The sequence below is a fragment of the bacterium genome (assembly GCA_020440705.1).
GTDB lineage: Bacteria > Krumholzibacteriota > Krumholzibacteriia > LZORAL124-64-63 > LZORAL124-64-63 > JAGRNP01.
Map to the genome: position 1 here is coordinate 64,351 of JAGRNP010000001.1, position 15,357 is coordinate 79,707.

General features: G+C 69.6%; 8 protein-coding genes and 1 other RNA gene. 3 read left to right on the plus strand and 6 right to left on the minus strand.

The window, feature by feature from the left end; translation table 11 throughout:
- Positions 1 to 45: 45 nt before the first annotated feature.
- Positions 46 to 399: a transfer-messenger RNA gene (gene ssrA / locus KDM41_00300) on the minus strand.
- Positions 400 to 552: 153 nt separating this feature from the next.
- Between ssrA and KDM41_00305 the strand changes: the two genes are divergently transcribed.
- The gene (locus tag KDM41_00305) at positions 553 to 2,604 is read left to right on the plus strand and encodes a DUF3857 domain-containing transglutaminase family protein (protein ID MCB1181851.1); all 2,052 of its coding nucleotides are present in this window, start codon (positions 553 to 555) and stop codon (positions 2,602 to 2,604) included.
- Positions 2,604 to 4,478 carry a DUF3857 domain-containing protein gene (locus tag KDM41_00310; protein ID MCB1181852.1) on the plus strand — a complete coding sequence of 625 codons (1,875 nt, stop codon included), beginning with the start codon at positions 2,604 to 2,606 and terminating at the stop codon, positions 4,476 to 4,478. Before KDM41_00305 ends, KDM41_00310 begins: the two co-directional genes overlap by 1 nt.
- A gap of 78 nt (positions 4,479 to 4,556) precedes the next feature.
- Here KDM41_00310 and KDM41_00315 read toward each other — a convergent pair whose 3' ends face one another.
- Complete coding sequence (locus KDM41_00315; GenBank protein MCB1181853.1) at positions 4,557 to 5,948, minus strand: MmgE/PrpD family protein; 1,392 nt, start codon at positions 5,946 to 5,948, stop codon at positions 4,557 to 4,559.
- Between the two features lie 106 nt (positions 5,949 to 6,054).
- Complete coding sequence (gdhA, locus tag KDM41_00320; GenBank protein MCB1181854.1) at positions 6,055 to 7,416, minus strand: NADP-specific glutamate dehydrogenase; 1,362 nt, start codon at positions 7,414 to 7,416, stop codon at positions 6,055 to 6,057.
- 380 nt (positions 7,417 to 7,796) lie between these two features.
- Between gdhA and KDM41_00325 the strand changes: the two genes are divergently transcribed.
- Positions 7,797 to 8,117, plus strand: a complete 321-nt coding sequence (locus KDM41_00325) for a transcription termination factor Rho (GenBank protein MCB1181855.1) — start codon at positions 7,797 to 7,799, stop codon at positions 8,115 to 8,117.
- Positions 8,118 to 8,195: 78 nt separating this feature from the next.
- Here the strand turns inward: KDM41_00325 and KDM41_00330 are convergent, their stop codons facing one another.
- From KDM41_00330 to KDM41_00340, 3 genes are all read right to left on the minus strand, one after another.
- On the minus strand, positions 8,196 to 10,937 hold the full coding sequence (locus KDM41_00330; protein MCB1181856.1) for a nucleotidyltransferase domain-containing protein: 2,742 nt from the start codon (positions 10,935 to 10,937) through the stop codon (positions 8,196 to 8,198).
- Between the two features lie 4 nt (positions 10,938 to 10,941).
- Complete coding sequence (locus KDM41_00335) at positions 10,942 to 12,231, minus strand: Glu/Leu/Phe/Val dehydrogenase (protein ID MCB1181857.1); 1,290 nt, start codon at positions 12,229 to 12,231, stop codon at positions 10,942 to 10,944.
- Positions 12,232 to 12,359: 128 nt separating this feature from the next.
- Positions 12,360 to 15,341, minus strand: a complete 2,982-nt coding sequence (locus tag KDM41_00340) for a histidine kinase (protein MCB1181858.1) — start codon at positions 15,339 to 15,341, stop codon at positions 12,360 to 12,362.
- Positions 15,342 to 15,357 lie beyond the last annotated feature (16 nt).

The following is a 15,357-nucleotide window of genomic DNA, read 5'->3' on the forward strand; positions in this document are numbered from 1 at the left end:
ACCGCGGAAACAAAAACGCCGCCGGGTGACCGGTGGCGTCTTGTTTGGTGGAGGCGGCGGGAATCGAACCCGCGTCCGTAACCGGTTCCCCGGCGACATCTACATGCTTAGCCGCTTGTTGTTTAACCCGGGAAGAGGCCCAGCGGCCCGCCGCTTCAGGGGCTAGCCTCACTTTTGTTTCGCCCCGCGACCAGAGGCCTGACGCGGAACTATCCACCGTAAATGGCGCCCCTTGGCGGCGGTACGGTGGCCCCCCACCGCCGGGACGGGCAGCTTAACTAAGCCGCCAGTGCGAAGTTGTTTTCGTCACTTAATTGGTTTCCACCCGTTTAACGAGACTGGCGGGATCTCGGCATGCAGTCCCCGGTCCCCCGACCACGTCGAAACCAGGTCGCCCCCCACATTCAGCGGAGAAGTCCGGGACCGGACCGGCCTTCAATATAGCACACGGCCGGCCGGCCGGCCACGGCGATCGCAGGGGCTTCCGGCCCGCGGCCGCCCGTGGTACGATGCCGCGGTTGTGCCCCGCACCCCCTCCCCCGAGGTTCCATCGTGAAGTCCCGTCTGACCGTCGCGATCTGCCTGCTGCTGGCGCTCGCCGCGCCGGCGTCCGCCGTCGACCTGCCCCCCGGCGAGCAGCCGCCGCCGACGCCGCTCAGCCGCCTTGCGGCCGCCGGCACCGCCGACGACCACCCCGGCGCCGACCACGTGGTCGTCTTCGAGCACGCCGTCAACCGGGTCAAGCCCAGCGGCGTGACCGACGTGGACGGCTACCGCCTGGTGAAGGTGCTCACCCCGCACGGGGCGCGCGACCGCTCGGTGCTCGACTGGCACTACGATCCCCAGAGCCAGCACCTGGAGATCCGCGAGGTGAACGTCATCCGCGACGGCGAGCGCCTGCCCGTCGACGTGACGGCGGTGCAGGACCTGCCGGCGCCCCAGTCGATGATCTACTGGCGCGACCGGGTCAAGACCCTGCAGCTGCCCCGCCTGCGGGTGGGCGACGGCATCGAGGTGCGCACCTTCAGCAAGGGCTTCACCTACGCGCTGCTGGGCGAGGGCGGCGGCGCCGCGGGCGGCGCTTCCGGAGACGCATCCGGCGGATCGGACGCGGCCCCAGACGACAGTCGCTACATCCCCCCCATGCCCGGCGAGTACTTCGACATCGTGCTCTTCCGGGGCGACGCGCCCATCGTCGAGAAGCGCTACGAACTGGTGCTGCCCGCCGACAAGCGCCTGCACGCCGAGGTGTACAACGGCGGCCTCTACTCGAGCGTGACCTACGACGAGGCCACCACCACCTACGCCTGGTGGGGCCTGGACCTGCCCGCGCAGGTGCACGAGCCGGCCCAGCCGGACGCCTCGGACATCGTGCCCAAGGCCGTCATGGCCACGGCCGCGAGCTGGGAAGCCAAGAGCCGCTGGTTCTTCGACGTGAACCGCAACCAGTTCGAGGCCACGCCGGCCATCGCCGCGAAGGTGGCCGAGATCCTCGACGACGCCGGCCTGAAGCGCGCCGACGACGAGCGCAAGGCCAGGAAACTGGTGCACTGGGTGGCCCAGAACATCCGCTACAGCGGCCAGACCATGGGCGAGGGCGAGGGCTTCACCCTGCATCCGGGCGACATGATCTTCGAACAGCGCAGCGGCGTGTGCAAGGACATCGCCGGCATGCTCATCACCATGATGCGCGCCGCGGGGCTGGACGCCTACGCGGCCATGACCATGGCCGGCAGCCGCATCGACGCCGTGCCGGCCGACCAGTTCAACCACTGCGTCACGGCCCTGCGCCTGCCCGACGGCTCGTTCCGCATGTACGACCCGACCTGGGTGCCCTACAACAACGACATCTGGTCCAAGAGCGAGACCGAGCAGCACTACCTGGTGGGTTCGCCCGAGGGCGAGACCCTCAGCCGCATCGCCTACAGTCCGCCGGCGGAGTCGCCGCTGAAGATCAGGCACGAGGCGCAGCTCGCCCAGGACGGCACCCTCACCGGCACCTTCCGCTTCGACGGCGGCGGGGCGTCGGACAGCCGCCTGCGGCGCCTGGTGAACGGGTCGCGCATCCGCGAGCTGGACGCCGCCTGCGCCCGCATCCTGGCCGTGGTCAGCCCGCGCGTCCAGGACGTGCGCTGCACCCACCGCGCCGCCGACGACTTCGCGGGCGACATGTGGATCGAGATCGCGTACCGCATTCCCGGCTTCGCCGGCGCGGTGGCCGGCGAGTGGACCTTCACCAGCCCGATGATGCAGGTGGTGATGAGCAACGGCACCCTCTTCCGCGCGGGCGCCTCGTCCTGGGCGGACGCGCGCGAGACGGACCTCATGCTGTGGTACACCCAGCTCGTGGACGGCGAGGAGACGATCCGGCTGCCGGGCGGCTGGCAGCTCGCGGACGCGCCGGCCGTCGACCCGGTGGACGAGACCTACGCCGCCTTCAGCGGCACGGCCGCCCAGGACGGCCGCCGCCTCCGCGTGACCCAGCGGGCTGAGGTGCGCCGCCGGCAGATCCCGCCCGACGGGTATCCCGGCTTCGTCGCCGCCATGACCGCGGCGCGCACCTGGGCCGACCAGGAGTTCCGCTTCACGAAGGGAGGCCGCTGATGAAGAGCCTCACGATCCTGCTGCTCGTGGCCGCCGCCGGGCTGCCTGCATTGGCCGCCGCCGGCCCCGGCGTCTCGAACGGGCACGACCTCGACGCGCTGTGGGCCCGGGCCGAGGCGGGGCACGACCTCGCGCGCGAGGACGCCGTGGTGCTGCTCGACGACCTGTCCGTCACCGTCGCCGCCGACGGGACCATCGCCACCCGTCTGCACACCGTCGTGTGGATCGGCACCGCCCAGGGCATCCGGCACTACGCCGACCTGCGCGTGCCCTGGAACGCGGCGACGTCCACCCTCGACGTGGAACTGCTGCGCACCTGGCGCGACGACCGCTGGTGGCCCGACGCCGCACGCATCAGCGAGACGGCCGTGGTGCACACCCTGCCCTACGCCGTGCGCGCCGCCCCCGACTACGCCGACCTGCGGGAGACCATGCTGCTGCACGACGGCATCGAACTGCCCTGCCTCGTGGAGACGGCCTACACCATCACGGAGCGGGGCCGGCCGGTGGCGGACGGGTCGTTCGGGTTCCGCGTCGCGGATCCCGCGGTGCGGATCGCGCGGTCGGTGAGCCTGCCGGCGGGCGGCGAACTCGTCGTCGACGGCCGCTTCGGCGCGCCGGCGGCGCAGCGCGACGGCGCGTCGTGGACCTGGGTCGCCGAGGACGCGCCCCCCCACGCCTGGCCTGTCGCCGGCGACGTGCGGACCTACGAGCCGACGGTCTTCTGGTCCGCCGGCGCCGACGCGGCCGCCGCCGGCCGCGCCTGGTCCGACGCCTTCGAGGCGGCGGTGGCCGGGTACGACGCCGACGCCCTCGCTCCCGACCTGGGCGCCGCCGTGGCCGGGGCCGCCGGTGGCGTGGCCGAGGTCCGGGCGGTGCTCGGGTTCCTGCGCGACACGGTCCGGCCGGTCGGCACCGCGCCGGCGCCCTGGCGTTTCCGGCCCCGCACCGCTGCGCGCACCTGGGACACGGCGTACGGCCATGTCCTGGACCGGGCGGTCCTCGCCACCGCCGTCCTGCGCGGCCTGGGTTGGCGCGTGGCGCCCCGCTTCGCCGTCGAAGACGCGGCGTCGGTCGACCACGCCCTCGAACTGGGCCGCCTGGTGCTGGTCGTCGATCATGCCGGGGACGCGTCGGCGCTGATCGTCGACGCCGCGACGGGCGCGCTCGGCGACGGCGCCGACGCGGCGGCCCTGGTCGATCCCGCCGCAGCCACCACGGCGATCTCCGACGCGCCCGCGTCCGACTTTGCTCTCGTGATCAGCCTCGCGCCCGGGAAGGAGGGCGCCTGGCAGGGCACGGGCCGGCTCGCGACCCGCGGCCTCTTCGCCACCGCGGCGCCGTTCCTCGCCGGCGGCGACGGGGTGCGCGACCACGTCGCGGCGGTGGTGGGCTCGGTGCTCCCGGACGCGACGGTGGACGGCGTGAACGTCCGGCTCGCCGGGCCGGGAAGGCACGAGGTCGAGTTCGCCGTGACGGTGCCCGCGCCCGAGGGCGACGAGATGCGCTTCGTCGTCGGCTCGCCCGCCGGCGGCCTGCCCGCGGCCCTGCCCCACGACGTGAACGTGGCCGACGCGGCGCGGCAGTCGCCCATCGCCTGGCGCGGGGCCGCGCGCCAGAGCGTCACCCTGCGCCTGGATCTCGGCGGGCGCACCGTGGTGCACCGGCCGGCCGATCGCGACCTGAGCGCTGACAGCGGCCTCTTCCAAGCCGTGACGACCGCTGACGACGACCGGCTGACCTTCCGGCGCGAGCTCACGCTCGTGGCCGCGCGGGCTCCGGAGCACTGGCCGTCGGTGCGCGGGCTGCTGCTGGCGGAGACCGACGCCGCCGCGGCGACGATCGTGCTGGGCCCGGCTTCGGCCGCGGACTAGGCACAAGGACGACCGCAACGCCGAAGGCGCGCCGGGATCCGGCGCGCCTTCTCGCGTTCGGCAGCGGTGGGGACGGGTCTACTTCTCCGCCACCAGCAGCTTCATGTACGCCTTGATGTCGGTGCACCCGTCGAAGCCCCACGTCGCCTCGATGACGGCGTCCTGGCGCTCGCGCGAGATCACCGCCTCGCTGTTGGCCCGGAACTTGGCGATCAGTTCGTCGTCGCTGAGCGGGTTCTGCGGGCTGCCCTTGGCGTGGTCGACGGTCTTCTCGAAGGAGCGCCCGTCGCTGGTCGTGATGGTCGCGATGGCCCGCTTGGTGCCGGGGAACATGGCGTCGATCTCGGCGTTGGCCACGACCTTGATCTTGCCGAGCAGCGCCCGGATGCGCGGGTCGAAGAGCTTGTCCTGCTCGAAGCTGTTGGGGTAGACGCCGCCGTCGGCCGCGACGGCCGCCAGGCAGTAGGGCAGGCTGTGGTCGGCGGTCTCCTTGGTCTGCGGATCGTACTTCGAGGGGTCCGAGAGGATGTCCGCGCCGCGGGCGGTGGTCTGGATGTGGATCGAGGCCACGTCCTCGGCCACCAGGCCGTTCTCCTTCATGATGCCCTGCACCGCCGACATGGGCTGGTGCGTGAGGGCCTCGGTGGGGAAGGCCTTGTAGCCGCAGTCGGTGATGAGGAACGTCTCCCCCAGCCCCTCGAGCAGGATCTCCGGCTTCAGCTTCACGGTCGGGATGACGTGTTCGAAGCCCTCCTTGCCCTCGATGACCTCGACGGGTCCCTCGTAACCCTCGGCGGCCATCTGGGCCGCGAGCACGCCGGCCTGGGTGGCCAGGGGGTCGGCGGTGTTCTTCATGTTGGTCAGCGCGCCGGCCACGACGCCGCCCTGGGTGTAGTGGCTGCTGCCGCTGATGCCCGCCGCGGCGACCATCTGCGCCCGGTCCAGGCCGTACATGCGACCGGCCACGAAGGGGCTCACGAACTGCGTCAGGGTGGCGTGGTGCCAGCCCACCTCGCGCACGCCCGGGAAGCAGGCCAGGCACCAGCGCATCTCCAGCTCGTACGCGATCATGATGCCGACCAACGCCTCGCGGCCGTCGCGGCCCAGGGCTTCGGCCGGACTGATGGCGCCGAAGATGATGTCCGAGGGATGGCTCGGGTCCTGCTCCCAGTAGATGTCGTTGTAGTCGAGGGCCCGCACCAGGAGGCTGTTCATCAGGGCCGCGCCGGCGGCGTTGGTCCGGGCGCCGGTGCCGATGAGCGTGCTCTCGGGCGTGCCGCCCTGGCGGGCGATGAAGCGGTACATGGCGGCCATGTCCCTGTTGTTCACGGCGGCCAGGGCGCAGCCCACGCTGTCCAGCAGGAAGCGCTTGGCCTCCTTGATGGAGACCGCGGGGATGTCCTCGTATTTCAGGTTGATGGCGAAATCGGCCATCCTGCCGGTCAGGCTGTCTTGGGGGGCGTGGCTCATCTCGGGTCGCCTCCAGGCGGTCGGGAGTGCGGGGATTTCAAACGGGGCGGCCGTAGCCGCCCCGTCGTGCGGGCCGGGCCCGCGTCTGCATGGGCCCAGTCTAGGTCTAGACCACGCCCTGGTCCAGCATCGAGTCGGCGACCTTCAGGAAGCCGGCGATGTTGGCGCCGTTGACGTAGTTGCCCGGCGTGCCGAACTCGTTGGCGGCCGCCATGCTCGCTGCGTGGATGCTCTTCATGATGCCGTGCAGTTTCTGATCGACCTCTTCGCGGGTCCAGTTGTAGCGCATGCTGTTCTGCGACATCTCCAGGCCGGAGACCGCCACGCCGCCGGCGTTGGCGGCCTTGCCCGGACCGTAGAGGATCTTCGCGTCGACGAAGTGGTTCACGCCGTCGGGAACCGTCGGCATGTTCGCGCCCTCGCTGACGACGTAGACGCCGTTGCGCAGCAGGTTCTTGGCGTCCTGCTCGTTGATCTCGTTCTGGGTCGCCGAGGGGAACGCGCAGTCGGCCTTGTGGTCCCACAGGGGATTGTGGTCCATGCCCGGATCGACGGCGGTGTAGACGGCGCCGGGGAACTTGTCGGCGTACTCCTTCACGCGGCCGCGCCTGACGTTCTTCAGATCCATCAGGAAGGCCAGCTTCTCGCGCGTGAAGCCCGCCTCGTCCAGGATGTAGCCGCCGCTGTCCGAGCAGGTGATCGGCTTGGCGCCCAGGTCGAGCAGCTTCTCGATGGTGTACTGGGCCACGTTGCCGGAGCCCGAGACCAGGGCGGTCTTGCCCTCGAGGGTCTCGTTGCGCGTACCCAGCATCTCGGCCGCGAAGTACACGGCGCCGTAGCCGGTGGCCTCGGGCCGGATGAGGCTGCCGCCCCAGTTCAGGCCCTTGCCCGTCAGCACGCCCACGAACTCGTTGCGCAGCTTCTTGTACTGGCCGAAGAGGAAGCCGATCTCCCGGCCGCCGACGCCGATGTCGCCCGCCGGGACGTCGGTGTTGCCGCCGATGTGGCGGAAGAGCTCGCTCATGAAGCTCTGGGTGAAACGCATGACTTCGAGGTCGCTCTTGCCCTTGGGGTCGAAGTCCGAACCGCCCTTGCCGCCGCCCATGGGCAGCGTCGTCAGGCTGTTCTTGAAGACCTGCTCGAAGGCCAGGAACTTGAGGATGCCCAGGTTCACGCTCGGATGGAAACGCAGGCCGCCCTTGTAGGGGCCGATGGCGCTGTTCATCTCGATCCGGAAGCCCTTGTTGACCTGGACCTCGCCCTTGTCGTCCACCCAGGGGACACGGAACAGGATGACACGCTCGGGCTCGACGATGCGCTCCAGGATCTTGGCCTTGCGGTACTCCGGACGCTTGTCCAGCACCGGCCAGATGGATTCGACGACCTCTTCGACCGCCTGGTGGAACTCCACTTCCGCAGGGTTCTTGGCGATGACGTTTTCCATGAAGGCAGCAACGTTCTGGGCCATTTCGACTCTCCTTTGGTAGTTGGCATCGTCCGAATCCGAAGCAGCGCCTGGGCGACCCGGGGCGACTCCCGAAACCGTTTGGAAAACATGGAAACCTGTTTATCCGTTGGCAAGGATTTTCGCCCCCCGGTGTCGGAAATTGTTGCCTCAAAAACGGTTAATCCGGTTCGGTATTTCAAGTACTTGGCGCGCACATTATTGCACAAATGTGTTCAAAACCGGCGCCGGGCCCTGCCGCAGGGTCGCCAGGCGCCGTGCCGGCGTCCGGCCGCGGGGCGGGCGATCGGGTCGGCGACGGGCTTGCCATGGGCCGGCGGAATGGGCAGTATGGCGGTGGGAATCGTCCCACCGCACCCGAAGAGACGGGAAGGAGAAAGACGATGGACTTTCACGAACTGCAGAAGACCCGCGTGGGCGACCTGCGCGAGATGATGAAGGAGCACTGCCCGGAGACGACGGGAGTCGTCGGCATGAAGAAGGACGAGCTGGTGGCCGCCCTGGCCGAGAAGCTCGGCATCGAGGCCCCCCACAAGCACGTGGCGGCGGGCCTGGGCAAGCGCGCCATCAAGGCCGAGATCCGCGACATGAAGGTCAAACGCCAGGCCGCCCTCGCGGCCGGCGACGGCGCCGAGCTGAAGAAGTTCCGGCGCCTGATCCATCGCCGCAAGCGCCGGCTGCGCCGGATGATGTCCCTCGACTAGCCCCGGCGGGCACCGGACGCACCAGGGGCGGCCCCGCGGCCGCCCCTGTCCGTATCCGGCCGCTCCCGCGCCGCCCCGCTAGTCGGGATCGTCGAGCCGCCGCGCGGCGTTGGTCACCGCGCCGATCATCGCCGCCAGGCCGCTGCCCGCCTCGACCTCCAGGTCGCTGACGAAGGTCACGTCGAGCATGCCCGGCATGCGCACGCCGGTGCGCGAGTAGTTCATCTCGGCCAGGGCCAGACTCCAGCCCTGGAACCAGCACTCGAGCTGGTAGAGCCGGGTCTGGTCGCCCGCGAAGTGGACCAGCAGGTCGATGTCGCTGTCGGGCCGGGCGGTGCCGTTCTTCACCGAACCGTAGAGGTACACGCCCTTGACCTGGAACCGCTCGCGGTCGAGGGCCCGCACCATGCGCTCGGCCATGCGGAACCGCCAGCGCCAGAACTGCCGGGGCTCGTGCAGCGGCTGCGGTGCGCTGGCGGTGCCGCCGACGCTGCGGGCCGCCTCCTCCGGGCCGAGCGCCGCGAGGGCGCGGTCCTGGTCGCCGTTCAGGTACACGTGCAGCACGTCGCCCCCCGTGACCGCCGGCACGTCGATGACGCGCACGCATGCGGCGAGATGGGCGTGGTCGGGCAGCAGTTCGGGCAGCAGGTTGGCGCTGCCGGTCAGGAATTCGGCACTGAAGACCACGTCGGCGTCGTCCGGGTACAAAGGCAGGTAGCGGATCTGCGCCTCGACCAGATCCTGGAAGAAGTGGGTGCCGAAGCTGAGGTCCGGCAGGTAGTTGCCCACCTTGCGGGCCACCTCGATCAGCATCGCCGTGTTGTTGATGTCGGCGTAGGTCACGCGCACGCCCAGCTTGATGTCGCCCCGGCTGCCCCAGCGCCCCGGCCCGATCAGGATGAAGCGGCGCTTGGGGAGCAGGCCGTTCAGCAGGCCCACGGCCCGGCCCACCTCGGCCATGGCCTCGGCCGAGGGCAGCTTGCCGTACACGGCCGGATCCACGTACACGATGTGGGAGATCGGCGGCACGTAGCCGTTGGAGATGTGGCGGTGCGCCGTGAAGATGACGCGGTCGGCCGGGATGTCGGTGGGGATCGGGGCCGGCGCCGCGTCGCCCGTCATGGCCTGCGGGCGGCACTGCAGCAGGTAGAACTCCTTGCCGTCGTGGGCGAATTCCAGGTCGACCGGCGTGTTCATGTACTGGGACAGGGTGCTCAGCAGGGCGTTCATCTTGTCGATGAAGTCGGTGCCGCCGAGCAGCCCCTCCATGTCCGGCACGAGGTCGTCGTTCTGCGGATCGATCATCAGGCGCGAGACCTGCTCGAGCCGCCCGTTGCGCAACACGGAGAAGACCTTGTCGATGAGCGGGTACTGGCCGTCCGCCTCCTTCAACAGGGCCTCCAGCGGCACGGTCTCGAACGAGTTCGTCTCGAGGTTGATGACGTCGGCGTAGCGCGGGCAGTAGCGCAGGATCTCGTCGAGGGACTGGTTGGCGCGCAGACCCGGCTGCGACGGCACCGCCAGCACGGGGAAGTCGTCGGCGGTGCGATCGACCGCGCGGGTGCCCAGGCCCGGCACCAGGCGGATCAGGCCGTCGTCGCGCTGGATGCGCGGCGACCAGCGGAACTCGTTCAGGCTGAAGGCCACCCCCGCGAAGGCCGGCAGCCAGTAGCGCCCGACGCGCGTGCCGACGACCTCCTGGATGAGAATGCCCATCTCCTCCACGAACTCCTGCAGGCCCCGCTCGCGGCGGTACTCGATGGGGTCGGGCCCGAGCACCGACGCCCACACCTCGGCCACGGCCTCGAGCAGGGCGTCCATGCGCTCGGTCTTGTTGCCCTGGTTCGCCAGGAAGAGGCTCTTGTACTTGCCGGAGAAGGCGGTGCCGAAGCGGTCCTCGAGCAGGCTCGAGCTGCGGATGATCAGCGGCACCTCGCCGAAGTAGTCCAGCGCGCGCGAGAGGCCGGTGAGCACCTCGGGCGGGAACGAGCTGTTCTTGAACAGCTGGATCATGTTGGGGTACTCGCGGCGGACCTGCGTGATGTCCTTGAACTTCTGGTCCATCACGTCTTCGAGGTCGTTCAGCTTGATGAAGTCCATGATCGCGTCGGAGATGATCGACCACGTGCGCGGGAACTTCACCTCGCCGAGGCCGAGCTGGGCGATCTCGGGCTGCTCGAGGATCCAGCGGGCGAGCAGCAGGCCCGACGCCTTGCCCCCCAGCTTGCCGTAGCTGCCCTGGGGCATGATCACGTGGTCGAGGATGTTGTGGAAGTCGGTGATGCGCACCACTTCCTTGGCCACGTTGATGAAGTCGAGCTGCTCGGTGAGGAAGCGCTGGATCAGCGAGACGCGCAGGCTCTTCAGGGTGCTGTGGTTCAGGCCGCTGCGCCCGAGCAGGAGCTCGTGGTACTTGCGGATGGCCTGGGCGATCTCGGGCATGGTGCTGCGGGGGTCGCCCACCACCGTGCTGAAGAAGCCGGCCTCCTCCTCCTTGACCCACTTCTCGAGCCGCTGCTCGATCTCCTCGTCGCCGAGGAATTCGGCCGCCAGTTCGAAGGGCGCGCCGCTGAACAGCGGCGAGCCCTCGAGGTCGAGCCGGAAGCCGGGCGCGTTGCCGTCACGCACCGAGACGCCCGACTGGGCGTCGTCGAACTCGGCCAGCATCTGCTGGGCGCCCGACAGGCCGATGGAGCAGAGATGGTTCAGCATCTTGCGCGAGACCCGCAGGAACTGTTTCCTGCGGGTCCGGCGCATCTCGTCGATCCGGTCGCGCCAGTTGCCGACCGGAAGATCGGGGCTGTCGGGGCGGTCGGTCACGCCATCACACCCATCCCCGGTCGCGGCAGGCGGCCGCCACCCGGTTGATGGCCACGACGTAGGCCGCGTCGCGCATGTACAGCTTCTGCTTGCCCGCCAGGTCGCTGATCGAGTGGTAGGCGGCGGTCATCTTCTGGTCCAGCTTCTCGAGGACCTCCTCACGGGGCCAGAAGTAGTTCATGTTGCACTGCACCTGCTCGAAATAGCTGCAGGTGACGCCGCCGGCGTTGGCCAGGAAGTCGGGGATCACGAAGATGCCCCGCTTCTCGATCTCGGCGTCGGCCTCGGGCGTGGTCGGGCCGTTGGCGCCCTCGACGATGATCTTCACCCGGGCGGCGATGCGGCCGACGTTCTTGCCCGTGATCTGGTTCTCGAGCGCCGCGGGAATCAGGATGTCCACGTCGCGGTCGATCCAGTCGTCGCCAGGGATGACCTCGTAGCCCTTGTCCTTCGCCTTGGCCTTGTCGATGCCGCCGAACCGGTCGGTGATGCCGCGCAGCTCGTCGAGGTCGACGCCGCTGTCGCGGTGGAAGGCGTAGGTGGTCTGGTCGGCCTGGTCCCAGCTCGACACGCAGACGACCTTGCCGCCCAGCTGCTGGTAGAGGTCGATGGCGTACTGGGCGACGTTGCCGAAGCCCTGCACGCTGGCGGTGGTGTCGGCGGCCGCGAGCCCCTTCTCGGCCAGGGCCTCCCGCAGGCAGTAGACCACGCCGTAGCCCGTGGCCTCGGTGCGGCCGAGGGAGCCGCCCATGCCCACGGGCTTGCCGGTGATCATGCCGGGGTAGTGGCCGCCGGCGATGTGCTCGTATTCGTCGAGCATCCACAGCATGTGCTGGGGGTTGGTCATGACGTCGGGCGCGGGCACGTCGGACACGGGGCCCACGTTGCGGGCGAGCTGCCGGATCCAGCCACGGCAGATCTGCTCCTGCTCGCGGGCGCTCAGGTTGTGCGGGTCGCAGATCACGCCGCCCTTGCCGCCGCCGAGGGGGATGTCGGCCACGGCGCACTTCCACGTCATCCACATGGACAGGGCGCGCACCGTGTCGATCGTCTCCTGCGGATGGAAGCGGATGCCGCCCTTGCTCGGGCCGCGGGCATCGTTGTGCTGGACGCGGAAGCCCTGGAAGACCTTGACCTTGCCGTCGTCCATGCGCACCGGGATGGTGAAGTGGAACTCGCGCAGGGGGCTGCGCAGCAATTCGCGGGTGCCCTCGTCCAGGCCGATCAGGTCGGCGATCTTGTCGAACTGGGTCCGCGCCATCTCGAACGGATTGAAGGACGGATCGTGTGCCATGGCCGGTCTTCCTCTGCTGGGGTGTGCGGACGGGCGTCGCGTCCCGTCACCTCACGCGCGGCCGGCCCCGGGGCCGGCGGGATTTTCCGGAAATCTCACCACGCCATCTCCGGCAGGCAAGAAGATTCTCACTCGCCGGCGGCCGCGGCGGCTCCGTCCGGGCGCCGCACCACGCCCCGGCCGCTGCGGCCGTCGATGAGCACCTCGAGGGGGGCGTCGAGGCGGATCCGGCGCAGGAACCGGCCCACCTCCTCCCCGGGCTGGGCGTCGAACCAGTCCCAGTCGAGGCGGCCGTTGCCGCGGGTCGAGTTCACCGTCAGGTAGCCCACCTGGAAGCTGGTCAGGTTCTGGAAGAAGTGGGTGCCCTGGCTCGGCGTGACCTTGAAGTCGTCGAGGTCGGTCTCGACGATGACGCGGGCCCCCGAGATCTGCTCCCAGCGCACGGGGATGCCGAGCCAGCGGTCGGACGAGCCCCAGCGACCCGGCCCGATCAGCAGGTAGGGCCGTGCGTCCTGGACCATGGCGCGGTTGGCCTTGCCGATCTCGTCGGCGATGGCCTGGGTCTCGGCCCGGTCGAAGCGGTCGCGGGGCACGTAGAGGATGTCCCGGATCTGGTCGCGCCGACCGTTGCCCAGGGCGACGTCGGTGGCGACGAGGGCATCGTCGTCCGCGAGGGCTTCCGGCGGGACCTCGGGCGCGTCGTAGCCGGCGGCCAGGGGACGGATCTGCAGGAAGCCGAACTGGTGCGGCCGCAGCTCGCCGTCGCCCAGCACGACGGCGAACTCGATCTCCACCTCGGCGCTCATGGTGCGGCGGCCGAGTTCGAGCAGCAGGCGCAGGATCTCCGCGAGGGGGAACAGGTCCGCCTTCAGCACGTGGGCGAAGGTCACCAGCCGCGAGCCCGGCCGGTGGATCCCGTCGTAGATCATGTTGTTCTCGGGCGAGAAGACCGACCCGATGGGCTCGAGGGTGCCGTGCCGCTCGGCGTCCGCCAGTTCGAGGTGGGCCAGGTTGAAATCGTCCCGGTCGCCCGGATACGCCTCGGGGTGGCTGATGTCGACCGCCCAGAACCGCCGCTGGGAGAGTTTCAGCCAGTCGTTGATGGTGCCGAACTGGGGCAGCGAGGTCGGGTTCGCCGGGCTGAAGCGCAGGGCCCGGCCCCCCTCCACCACGGTGCGCCCGAGGCCCAGGGCCACGGTGGCCACCCCGTCCCTGGGATCCATGCCGTCGGCCGGATAGAAGTTCGACGAGTTGGCCACGCCCGAGAAGTGCGGGTAGTCGAAGTTCTCGTACCGCTGCCCCACCATCTGCTGGATGATGACGGCCATCTTCTCTTCCTCGATGCGGTTGCTCGTGGCCTCGATGTAGCTCTTGGCCGCCCGCGAGTAGGCCGAGGCGAAGACGAGCTTGATGGCGTCGCAGAGCTGGTCGAGGCGCACCTTCAGGTCGTCGTGGCTGTTGGCCAGCATGTAGGTCGAGTAGACCCCGGCGAAGGGCTGGAACTGGCTGTCCTCGAGCAGGCTGCTCGAGCGCACGGCCAGGGGGTAGCGCACCTGCTCGAGGAAGGCCTCGAGGTCGCCGTAGATCTCCGACGGCAGCTTGGCCGCGAGGAAGGCCGCGTTGATCTCCTCGTCCGGCATCTCGCCGGTGACCCGTGCCCGCAGGTCGTCCTGCTTCATGAACGAGTCGAAGACGTCTGTGCCCACCACCGCCGTGGACGGCACCTGGATCAGGGTGCCGGGGTAGCGGTTGGTGACGCCGTAGCGGAACAGGATCGAGTTCATGAAGGCGAGACCGCGCCCCTTGCCGCCGAGCGAGCCGCCCCCGATGCGCACGAAGGCGCTGCTGGTGTCGAAGTGCCGGCGCGAGAAGTCGGCCACGACGCCACGCTGGCTCTCGGTGCGGAAGCGGGCGATGATCCGGATCAGGTACTCGCGCAGGTCCTCCACCTCGGCGAACTCCGTCACCTTCACCGGGCGCAGGTCGGCGGCCAGCTCGAACTCCGTGCGGGCGCGCAGCCAGTTGCTGAAGTGGTCGTGGCTCGCGTGATGCCGGATCGATTCGCCCGGCACGGTCCGCAGCAGCTGCAGCAGCGTCTTGAGGTCGGGCGCGCGCCCCACCTCGGTGCCGTCCGGCAGGCGGAAGACGAAGTCGCCGAAGCCGAAGTTCTCGAGCATGAAGTTGCGCAGCTCCTGCAGCAGGTGCCGGCTCTTCTTGCGGATGAAGCCGGCGCCGATCTCGTCGGCCACCTCGCTGAGGTCCTCGTCCGTCGACTGCAGCACGGCCGGCGTGTGGGGGTCGACGAACTTCACGCGGCGGATGAACTCCACCCCCGCATCCGGGTTCTCGACGCCCTGCCAGGGGAAGCGCCCGTCCGAGATCACGCCCAGCAGCGAGTCCTTGTACTCCTGGTAGTACTCCCAGGCCTCCTCGAAGGTGTTGGCCAGGAGGATCTTGGGCCGCGCGCGCAGGCGCAGCAGGCGGTGGCTGATGTTGATGCCCTCGACCATCAGGCTCTGGGTCTGGTTCAGCACCTCGGTGTAGATCAACGGCAGGTAGGACGAGTAGAAGCGCACCGAATCCTCGATGAGCAGGATGCAGCGCACGTCGCCGTAGCGCGTGTCGTGGGCGACGTTCTTGCGGTCCTCGCAGTACTTGATGATCCCGAGCAGCAGGCGGACGTCGCCGTTCCACAGGAAGTAGCGGTCGATGCAGCGGACCGTGTCGCGCTCCTGCAGGTGCTGCAGCTCGCGGGGGTTGAAGGCGAGGTTGTAGATGTCGAGTTCGGGGTGCCGTCGCTTGACCCGACGGGCCAGCTGGGTGGCGTCCATGTCGCCGAGCCGGCTCATGGTGATGACCATGTCGTAGCGACGGGTCTCCATGAGGCGCAGGGCCTCCTCGCCCGTCGAGGCCCGCGTCACGTGGGGCGGGAAACTCAGGTTGAGCTCGCGGTACTCGTTCAGGAGCACCTCGGTCAGCCGGCCCCCCTCCTCCAGGGTGAAGGCGTCGTACATGCTCGCCACCAGCAGGATCTCCTGCACCCGGAACGGCATGAGGTGGCCGAAACCGGTGAACGAACGGGTGTTGCGCGTGTCCGAGAGTCGGGGCATGGGACGGCTTCCTTGC

What these genes read in the sequence shown, in the direction of transcription:
- KDM41_00310 (MCB1181852.1), top strand. Translation starts at nt 2,604, where the DNA reads ATGAAGAGCCTCACGATCCTGCTGCTCGTGGCCGCCGCCGGGCTGCCT.
- KDM41_00335 (MCB1181857.1), bottom strand. Translation starts at nt 12,231, where the DNA reads ATGGCACACGATCCGTCCTTCAATCCGTTCGAGATGGCGCGGACCCAG.
- gdhA (MCB1181854.1), bottom strand. Translation starts at nt 7,416, where the DNA reads ATGGCCCAGAACGTTGCTGCCTTCATGGAAAACGTCATCGCCAAGAAC.
- KDM41_00315 (MCB1181853.1), bottom strand. Translation starts at nt 5,948, where the DNA reads ATGAGCCACGCCCCCCAAGACAGCCTGACCGGCAGGATGGCCGATTTC.
- KDM41_00325 (MCB1181855.1), top strand. Translation starts at nt 7,797, where the DNA reads ATGGACTTTCACGAACTGCAGAAGACCCGCGTGGGCGACCTGCGCGAG.
- KDM41_00340 (MCB1181858.1), bottom strand. Translation starts at nt 15,341, where the DNA reads ATGCCCCGACTCTCGGACACGCGCAACACCCGTTCGTTCACCGGTTTC.